The 1,092-nt window shown below is 45.2% G+C and carries 2 protein-coding genes; both read right to left on the bottom strand.

Annotation, left to right across the window (positions count from 1 at the left end):
• Window positions 1-53 precede the first annotated feature (53 nt).
• The gene (locus B9N62_RS10110; RefSeq protein WP_087585382.1) at window positions 54-680 is read right to left on the bottom strand and encodes a DUF6475 domain-containing protein; all 627 of its coding nucleotides are present in this window, start codon (window positions 678-680) and stop codon (window positions 54-56) included.
• Window positions 677-874: a hypothetical protein gene (locus tag B9N62_RS10105; protein ID WP_087585381.1), complete on the bottom strand. Its 198-nt coding sequence runs from the start codon at window positions 872-874 to the stop codon at window positions 677-679. The genes B9N62_RS10110 and B9N62_RS10105 overlap by 4 nt, the downstream gene beginning before the upstream one ends.
• Window positions 875-1,092: the final 218 nt, after the last annotated feature.

Genomic DNA, 1,092 nt, shown 5'->3' with positions numbered 1-1,092 from the left:
CTTTGCAATTATGCTAGCTCCGCTTTCGGTTATCGTGATATATACGGCTTTCATTACGCACCAATCCTTTTTATCACGCCCGCCACTATCGACTTAATAGGCGACTTTTGCTCAGTTAAGGCTTTAAATTTAGCCGCGCCCATAAATTTACCGTCGTTAGTTCCACCGATAAAATATACTGGCTCGTTTCCACCTACGCCGTTAAAGCCGTTATTCGCCTCGCTCTCGCCAATTAGATAATCAGGACAAATTTGTGGGGTTTTCGCGTAAATCTTATAAAGCTTGGCAAAGTCCCACTTTTTAAAATTCTCCCAGTCTTGCCCTTCTAGGTTGCAAACCTTTACCCAGCCGCCTCTAGCACGCACTACTGACATTATCGCGCCGTCTTTAAAACACACGCTGCGATAAGGTCCGTAGCGTCCTATCGCGTAAACCAGCTCGTCTAACGCTTTTTGTGCTTTGTCGCCCTCGTCCCCGTTAAGCGCTTCTAAAATTTCCGCCGACGTAGGCATCGTAGGATATTTTCGCGTTTGCCTAACTAGTTTTAGCGCCACAGCCAATTCGCTCGCCTCGTAGTCCATTAAGTCCTCGAAATAAAGTGCGATCACGGCTTTACTTAAATTCGCTCCGTAATACTCCACCGTCGGCATAAATACGCCGTAAAATTCTTGTATCGTCATTGAAAATCTCCTACTAAGTCACTTTGCCCGTTTTTTCTCATTTCTCTAGCTAGCTCCCTAAACGCCGCCATTGTGTTTAACGTGTCTTGTTTTAGCCCATGAGGGTTATCATCGCTTATGCCTTGCGCGCCACTAGCCGTCTTTGCGCTGTAACTAGGTTTTGGCTTAAAGACGCCCTGCCACTCATTTCGCATTGCTTCTCTTAGGCACTCATTGACGTCTATGCCTTCGCTTGCCTATTTAGCCCACTCGCTAAATTTCATCTCGATACCCTTAGTGCTTAGTTTCTCTCGTCGCTCTTTCTTGTAAGCTAGATATTCTTGCCAAAGATTTGGATTGATGAAGTCAGGTAGCGAAATGTCCTTAGGGGGTAGGGGGGTTATTATTAGCTTGTAATTTTAATAGCTTGTAT

Source organism: Campylobacter concisus (genome assembly GCF_002165785.1).
Classification (GTDB): Bacteria; Campylobacterota; Campylobacteria; order Campylobacterales; family Campylobacteraceae; genus Campylobacter_A; species Campylobacter_A concisus_W.
The sequence above is the reverse complement of the archived record's forward strand: the minus strand, read 5'-3'. Positions and strand labels throughout refer to the sequence as shown.